This is a genomic window from Rhodoferax sp. (genome assembly GCF_018063565.1).
Lineage (GTDB): Bacteria > Pseudomonadota > Gammaproteobacteria > Burkholderiales > Burkholderiaceae_C > Rhodoferax.
The window spans coordinates 1-3,802 of the sequence record NZ_JAGPBB010000167.1 but is presented as its reverse complement, the minus strand read 5'-3'; the positions used below and the strand labels follow the sequence as shown (position 1 = coordinate 3,802).

3 protein-coding genes are annotated in these 3,802 nt (G+C 59.8%); 2 read left to right on the top strand and 1 reads right to left on the bottom strand.

What is annotated here, in order from left to right; all coding sequences use genetic code 11:
- On the bottom strand, window positions 1-1,161 hold a 1,161-nt coding region (locus KBF66_RS19080), incomplete at its 3' end, for an 8-oxoguanine deaminase (RefSeq protein ID WP_296661285.1).
- A 150-nt stretch (window positions 1,162-1,311) separates the two neighbouring features.
- On the opposite strand from KBF66_RS19080, the gene KBF66_RS19075 reads away from it, so the two are divergent.
- Together KBF66_RS19075 and KBF66_RS19070 are read left to right on the top strand one after the other, a co-directional pair.
- Complete coding sequence (locus KBF66_RS19075; RefSeq protein WP_296661283.1) at window positions 1,312-2,445, top strand: glycosyltransferase family 4 protein; 1,134 nt, start codon at window positions 1,312-1,314, stop codon at window positions 2,443-2,445.
- A gap of 51 nt (window positions 2,446-2,496) precedes the next feature.
- Window positions 2,497-3,802 (top strand): FAD-dependent oxidoreductase (locus tag KBF66_RS19070; RefSeq protein ID WP_296661281.1); only part of this gene is annotated, 1,306 nt, incomplete at its 3' end.

Below are 3,802 nucleotides of genomic sequence, written 5' to 3'. Positions count from 1 at the left end.
GGTCGCCAGGGTCAGCGCATCGCGCACGGTCATTTCAGATGGTCCCAGATCGCAACCATAGACAGTCTTGGGCTGGCCATGTGTGTCCTGACACAGCTCGGGTGATTGCATGGCGCGCCCGACCCGTGCCAACAGCAACGCCTGGCGCGCCTCGTTGACCATCTGCGCGGCGTCGTTGCTGGCGCTGCCGTCGACCCCGAGCCCCACCGCCACGCCCGCGTCGAGCATGCGGCGCACCGGTGCAATGCCCGACGCCAGACGCATATTGCTGCACGGGCAGTGCGCCACGCCTGTGCCACTGGCCGCAAACAGCCTGATCCCCGGAGCGTCCAGTTTCACACAGTGGGCATGCCACACGTCTGGCCCGAGCCACTCCAGGTCCTGCGCGTATTCGGCGGGTGTGCAGTTGAATTTCTCGCGGGAATAGGCCAGGTCATGGTCGTTTTCAGCCAGGTGGGTGTGCAGGCGCACGCCATAACTGCGAGCCAGTGCGGCCGACTCGCGCATCAGCGAGCGGCTGACGCTAAATGGCGAACAGGGTGCGACCGCCACATTGACCATGGCACCGTGCGCGGTGTCGTGCCAGGTTTCGATCAGGCGCTGGGTGTCTTGAAGGATGGCCTCTTCACGCTCGACCACTCGATCGGGCGGCAATCCACCCTGGCTCTGCCCAACGCTCATGCTGCCCCGGGAGGCGACAAAACGCATGCCAATCTGTTGTGCCGCCTCGATGCTGTCGTCCAGCCGCACCCCATTGGGGTAAAGATAAAGGTGGTCGCTGCTGGTGGTGCAGCCTGACAACAGCAATTCCGCCATCGCCACCTGGGTGCTTACCTGAACCATCTCTGGTGTCAGACCGGCCCAGATCGGGTAGAGCCCACGTAACCAGCCAAACAACTCGGCATTCTGCACTGCGGGGATGGCTCGCGTGAGCGACTGGTACATGTGGTGGTGGGTGTTGATCAGACCCGGGACGACCAGGTGACGGCGCGCATCAATCACCTCATCGGCGGACTGCGGCAGATCTCCGGCCGGGCCGATGGCCGCGATCCGGTGGCCGCGGATGAACACACTGGCGTTCTGCAATTCAGAGCCATCATCGCCGGCAGATGGGTCCAGGCGAGCGATGCAACGGGCGTTTTTGATCAATAGTGTTTTCATAAGGGATGCTGGCGGACTTTGGCGCCAGACACAATGGACGCCCTGTGATCCACAAGGCTGTGTCAGTACTGGCGCATTGTTGCGGTAGTATGCTTTGTAGCACGCTCCTGCTTGCTGGCCCACGGGGGTTGACCCCCTCGCCTGGTGAGCATGAATCGATCATCCATCACATTCTCCAGCATGAGCCCTGCGCTGAAAGTCGTTGAAATCACCAACAACCCGGTACCCTACCGGGTGCCCATCTACAACCGGGTGGCACGTGACCCGCGGTTGCACATGACGCATATCTTCTCCATCATCCAGGAGCCGGGGCGTTTTACCGACTTGCCGCCGTTTGAGTTTCAGCATGTGTTGCTCAAACCCAACTACCGATCGCGTGATGACCACAATGTGCACAACAACCGTGACGTGTGGGGTGTTTTGCGGCATCTCCAGCCCGATGTGGTCATCACCGATGGATTCAACCCGACCAGTCTGTATGGTTTTTTGTATGCCCGGTTTTTTGGCAAGAAGCACATTCCGATGACCGATGGCAGCTATGACTCGGAACAGGCACTGTCGTGGAAACACAAGTGGGTTCGACGCCTGGTGTACTCGGGAAGTCAGGCCTTCATTGGTGCCAGCAACGGATCGCGTGCCCTGTACGCTTCATATGGGATCGACGTGCAGCGACACTTTTTCCAGTCCCATCTGTGCGTGGATAACGCGCGCTTTGATCTCGGGCGCGGTGACAGAAGTTATGACGTCGTGTTCTGCAGTCGCTTGGTGGATGGCAAACGTCCGCTGTTTGCACTCGACGTTTGCTCCCGTGCAGCGGTCAAGTTGGGGCGGCGCGTGAAAGCGCTTTTTGTCGGTGCTGGCCCACTGGAGGCCGCTCTGCGGGAGCGAGTGGCGCAGGTGCAGGGGGTCGCCGCAACGGTGCATGGTTTTGGCATGCAGGCGGATTTGCCCGCACTTTACAACCAGGGCCGGGTGTTCTTGTTCCCGACGGCGGGCGATGTCTGGGGAGTCGTGATCAACGAAGCCTGTGCCTCAGGTCTGGCCGTGATGTCGACACCTTATGCTGGCGTTGTGGGCGAGTTGGTGCGTGATGGCGAAAACGGCCATGTGATCGACTTCGATGTTGAGCGCTGGGCGACCGCCCTGGCGGATCTGTTGACGGACGAAACCCGGCTTCGTCAGTTTGGTTTGCGTTCGCGCCAGCTGGTGCAAGCCTACAGTTACGACGCAGCCGCCAAAGGTCTGGTAGACGCTGCACGGCACGCGGCAGGGTGTGCCAGTTGATGATGCAGCCCAATAGCTGACTCTGTTCGGTGGCTTTCAGGGACCAAAACCATGTTGATCGATACCAGAAAACTCGAAGACGGCACCAACCTCAGCGCCACGCTGTGCATTGTGGGGGGGGGCGTCGCCGGTATCACACTGGCTCTTGAAATGATGCGGCACGGTGTTGACACCGTGTTGCTGGAAAGTGGTGGCCTCAAGCCCGACAGCGCGACCCGCGACCTCTACCGCGGTCCGAGTACAGGTTTGCCCTATGCGTTTGCCGACGGTTGCCGTAGCCGGTTTCTGGGTGGCAGCAGCAACTGCTGGGGGGGCTGGTGCCGTCCGCTGCAGGCGCATGACATGGCAGAACGTGCCTGGGTACCCAACAGCGGCTGGCCATTTGGCATTGACGAATTGTTGCCGTATTACGAGCGGGCGCACCCCGTCATGCAACTCGGCCCGGTCAACTACGATGTGGACTATTGGGCGCATGCCATCAATCGACCCGATGTACGGCGTATTGCGCTGACCAGCGGTCGGGTTCTTGACAGTATTTCACAGTTCAGCCCACCGACCCGGTTTGGCCAGCATTATCGGGACGTGCTGGCCAAATCCCGTGATGTGCGGGTTTGTCTGTACGCCAACGTGCTTGACATCCAAACCGATGAAACGGCCTGCACGGTGCAGCGTTTGCAGGTGCGGACCCTGAGCGGACGCCATATCACGGTGCAGGCACGCCACTTTGTGCTCGCCGCAGGTGGTATCGAAAACCCAAGATTGTTGCTGGCTGCCAACAAGCAACAGTCAGCGGGGCTGGGCAATGCGCATGATCTGGTGGGTCGCTATTTCATGGATCACCCCCGATTGATGTTGGGCAGCGTGCGCTACCATGACTCGCAAACCCACAACAAGCTGTATGACATCAAGTTCCACTACCTGAACAAGGCGGTTTCGGCCAATGGCACCTGTGTGGCGGCCCAGTTTTCCATTTCGCCCGAAGTGCAGCAGCAAGAAGGTTTGATGAACGCGCAGCTCTGGTTTGATTCGATTTTTCCGGGCGAGGGCACACAGGCCGCCGAGGCGGTGATCCGCATGAAACATCGATTGCACGCCAAGGTGGACCCGGACTTCAGTTTCTGGGCCGATATGGCCGTGTTGGCGCAGCATCCGGTCAATACCGCAAATTTTGTCGTTGCGCGTTTGCTGCATCCAAGATCCTTGATTCGTGACGTCACGGTACAGGTCATTTGTGAACCACCACCTGAACGTGACAGTCGGGTCACGCTTTCAGATCAACGCGACGCCTTGGGCATGCCACGGGCTCAGGTCAACTGGCGGCTTGACAGTGAAGTTCTGAAACGGACCTTTGACCGGT